Raw genomic sequence first — 4,150 nt, 5'->3', positions numbered from 1 at the left:
ACCTTTCCTCTGTGAACTCTGTGCTCTCTGTGGCGATAAATAAATCACTTAAAACCATTTTTACCACCGAGGGCACCGAGGCGCTTCGCGCTACACCGAGAAGACAATTTTAAAACAAGTGCCTAGTTACTTCGCTAACCTCTAATTCTTTAATCTTTTCCTCTATGATCTCAGTGTTCTCTGTGGTGAATAAATCACTTTTACCACCGAGGGCACCGAGGCGCTTCGCGCTGCACCGAGGAAATACAAGTAAAATTAACTATTCTTCTGGGTAAACTTATTTTTACTAAACACTAATACGTTTAATACCATCAACTAATTTTGTCACATTAAAATTAATTAACAAACCGGTTTTGATACCACTTAATTTTAAATAAGTAATCAATTGAGCTGAATGAATCGGTGCAAGCTTATCAACAGCTTTCAATTCTATTACAAGTTGGTCAGGAATTAATATATCTAACCTGTACCCTGCATCTATCTTGATTTCTTTATAACGGATAGGAAGTTCAACTTGACTTACAGCGTTTATACATATTTGTTGCAGTTCATATATTAGGCAACTCTCATAACTTGACTCTAATAAGCCTGGCCCAAGCTGCCTATGAACTTCAATAGCACAACCGATTACTTTTTGTGTTAAAAAATCTGCTTCCATAGCTTTCCTTAACTTTATTCTCCTCTTTGCCTCTGTAGTGAGTTAAACAGTATTTACCACCGAGGGCACCGAGAGGCTTCGCGCTACACCGAGAAGACAATTTTAAAACAAGTGCCTAGTCACTTCTCTAACCCCTAATTCTTTAACCTTTCCTCTGTGAACTCTGTGCTCTCTGTGGTAAATAAATCACTTAAAACAATTTTACCACCGAGGGCACCGAGGCGCTTCGCGCTACACCGAGAAGAAAACGTTAAAACTAGTGCCTAGTCACTTCTCTAACCCCTAATTCTTTAACCTTTTCCTCTGTGATCTCAGTGTTCTCTGTGGTGAATAAATCACTTTTACCACCGAGGGCACCGAGGCGCTTCGCGCTGCACCGAGGAAATACAAGTAAAATTAACTATTCTTATGGGTAAACTTATTTTTACTAAACACTAATACGTTTAATACCATCAACTAATTTTGTCACATTAAAGTTAATTAACAAACCGGTTTTGATACCACTTAATTTTAAATAAGTAATCAATTGAGCTGAATGAATCGGTGCAAGCTTATCAACAGCTTTCAATTCTATTACAAGTTGGTCAGGAATTAATATATCTAACCTGTACCCTGCATCTATCTTGATTTCTTTATAACGGATAGGAAGTTCAACTTGACTTACAGCGTTTATACATATTTGTTGCAGTTCATATATTAGGCAACTCTCATAACTTGACTCTAATAAGCCTGGCCCAAGCTGCCTATGAACTTCAATAGCACAACCGATTACTTTTTGTGTTAAAAAATCTGCTTCCATAGCTTTCCTTAACTTTATTCTCCTCTTTGCCTCTGTAGTGAGTTAAACAGTATTTACCACCGAGGGCACCGAGAGGCTTCGCGCTACACCGAGAAGACAATTTTAAAACAAGTGCCTAGTCACTTCTCTAACCCCTAATTCTTTAACCTTTCCTCTGTGAACTCTGTGCTCTCTGTGGGGGTAAATAAATCACTTAAAACCATTTTTACCACCGAGGGCACCGAGGCGCTTCGCGCTACACCGAGAAGAAAAATAAAATGAATTATCACTATTACTTTCTCTGTGCTCTTCGTGATCTCTGTGGTGAATAAATCACTTAAAACCATTTTTACCACCGAGGCGCTTCGCGCTACACCGAGTTAAGACCAAAAAATAAATCTATTAGCTCTTTAATCCTAGTCACTTCTCTAACCCCTAATTCTTTAACCTTTCCTCTGTGCTCTTCGTGATCTCTGTGGCCTAGAACCTAGTCACTTTCCTCGCACCTATCACTTCCAACCTTTACCCTCGCTAACTCTTAATATTCACTACTTTTTGCTTACCGTCATCTGGTAATAGCTTTTTAGCATTCCATACCAAATCACAAATACCATCAGTTGGGTTAAAACCTGTTGGAGCATCAAGTAATAACTGGCGAATTGTTTCGTGGTCAAAGTTATGGCACGCAATATCTAACGCTTCTAAAAATACATTTAGCTCAGCAAACGGTAGCATAACTTCGCTCGCGGTCATTATACGCTCATGGGTAGTTTCGCCTACGTTATCGCCAATAAGTAACTCTTCATATAGTTTTTCACCAGGGCGAAGGCCGGTGCATAAAATTTCGATGTCACCATGGGGGTTAGTTTTGTCTTTCACTTCAAAGCCAGATAGGCGGATCATTTTTGATGCTAAATCTTTTATTTTTACCGATTCGCCCATATCGAGCACAAATACATCACCACCTTTACCCATAGAGCCAGCCTGAATTACCAATTGCGCGGCTTCTGGAATAGTCATAAAAAAGCGGGTGATATCTTGGTGGGTAAGGGTAAGTGGGCCACCTTCTTTAATTTGCCGGCGAAATAAAGGCACTACTGAGCCAGATGAGCCAAGCACATTACCAAAACGCACCATGCAAAAACGTGTACGATGCTCTTTACCCTTGGTTTGCGCTAAACCTTGTAATACCAGCTCAGCCATACGCTTAGTTGCGCCCATTACATTGGTTGGGCGTACTGCTTTATCTGTAGATATTAATACGAAAGTTTCAACCCTAGCATTTACCGCAGCTTGCGCTGCGTAGTAAGTGCCAAATACATTATTACGTACTCCCTCCACTACATTGTGCTCAACCAAAGGTACATGCTTATAGGCCGCAGCGTGGTACACCGTTTGTACGCCAAACGCCATCATTACGGTTTCAATCCGGTTAATACGTTGTACCGACCCCATGATTGGTATCAATTCTAATTCAAGTTGATTATTAGTAATGTATTCGTTGAGTTCTTTTTCAATAGAATACAAACCAAACTCAGAAATTTCAAACAGCACCAATTTTTTAGGGTGTAGCCGAATAATTTGCCTACATAATTCTGACCCAATTGAGCCACCTGCGCCACTTACCATTACTGTTTTACCCGTTATGTTAGCAGCCATAAGTTCTGATTTTGGGGTAACTGGGTCTCGGCCTAATAAATCTTCAATTTCAACATCTCTGAACTCAGAGAGCTTAGCTTTACCCTCAACAACATCAGCCATTCCAGGAATTGAAAGTACCTTAATAGTAAGCGGTTCAAGCTGTGCTAACACTTCTTTACGGCGTGCGCGGCTGGCACTGGGTAATGCCAACAATACCTTAGTGGCTTTACCTTTATTAATAAGCTCATAAATACCTTTAAAACAAATTACCGGTATACCTTGAATTATCGAGCCTTGTTTAGTTTCGTCATCATCTATAAATGCGCGTACATAATACTCAGGCCCCGCACCGAGTGCGGTTGCTAATTGCCTACCTGCAGAGCCTGCCCCATAAATAATAACCGACTCTTTATTCACCGTAGCCATTTTACCTATCATCGCACGTACTAAAATACGTGAGCCACCCACAGTTAATAAACATAACCAAGCAAAAATAAATGGCATGGTTCGCGGTATGCTCACACCAACAAAAAACGACAGCAGCACCAATGCGACTGTGGTAATAACAGTACCAAGCACAATAGCCCAAAGCGCCTGCGAATTCATGTACCTGAGTACAGCACGATATAACCCAAGATTGATAAATGCAATTAAACCGGTAGGTATTAATATTGCTAACAGCAGCCAATTACCGAGCTCACTAAATGGCGCGAGGCTGTCTAAACGCACAATAAGTGCAAGCCAAAATGCGGCAGCGATAAAAAGTGAATCAATAAATAAGGTGATAGCACGCTTTTTAGCGCGAGAAGCTTTCAAAATAGACCGGATGTAACTATCCACAACAAGTTCCTTTTTTGTACTGTTGATTCAAAATTAAAAAGCTATTTAAGCTCTTTAATTGTTAAAATTTCATGAATTATAGCTTATAAAAAGTGGGGGAGCTATCAGCTATCAGCTATCAGCTATCAGCTATCAGCTATCAGCTATCAGCTATCAGCTATCAGCTATCAGCTATCAGCTATCAGCTATCAGCTATCAGCTATCAGCTATCAGCTATCAGCTATCAGCTATCA

The 4,150-nt window shown here is 40.2% G+C and carries 3 protein-coding genes; all 3 read right to left on the bottom strand.

Features of this window, described 5'->3' with window-relative positions; all coding sequences use genetic code 11:
• Positions 1-286: 286 nt before the first annotated feature.
• The 3 genes from HHO47_RS18620 to HHO47_RS18610 all read right to left on the bottom strand — a co-directional run bounded on the left by HHO47_RS18620 (position 287) and on the right by HHO47_RS18610 (position 3,917).
• Entirely contained in the window at positions 287-658 is a 372-nt protein-coding gene (locus tag HHO47_RS18620; protein WP_169021646.1) for a GxxExxY protein, read from the bottom strand.
• A gap of 427 nt (positions 659-1,085) precedes the next feature.
• Positions 1,086-1,457 carry a GxxExxY protein gene (locus HHO47_RS18615; RefSeq protein WP_169021646.1) on the bottom strand — a complete coding sequence of 124 codons (372 nt, stop codon included), beginning with the start codon at positions 1,455-1,457 and terminating at the stop codon, positions 1,086-1,088.
• A gap of 510 nt (positions 1,458-1,967) precedes the next feature.
• Positions 1,968-3,917: a polysaccharide biosynthesis protein gene (locus tag HHO47_RS18610; protein ID WP_169021645.1), complete on the bottom strand. Its 1,950-nt coding sequence runs from the start codon at positions 3,915-3,917 to the stop codon at positions 1,968-1,970.
• Between the last annotated feature and the right edge of the window lie 233 nt (positions 3,918-4,150).

Source organism: Pseudoalteromonas arctica, from assembly GCF_012927645.1.
Taxonomy (GTDB): domain Bacteria; phylum Pseudomonadota; class Gammaproteobacteria; order Enterobacterales; family Alteromonadaceae; genus Pseudoalteromonas; species Pseudoalteromonas arctica_A.
This window is presented reverse-complemented; position numbering and strand designations above follow the sequence as displayed.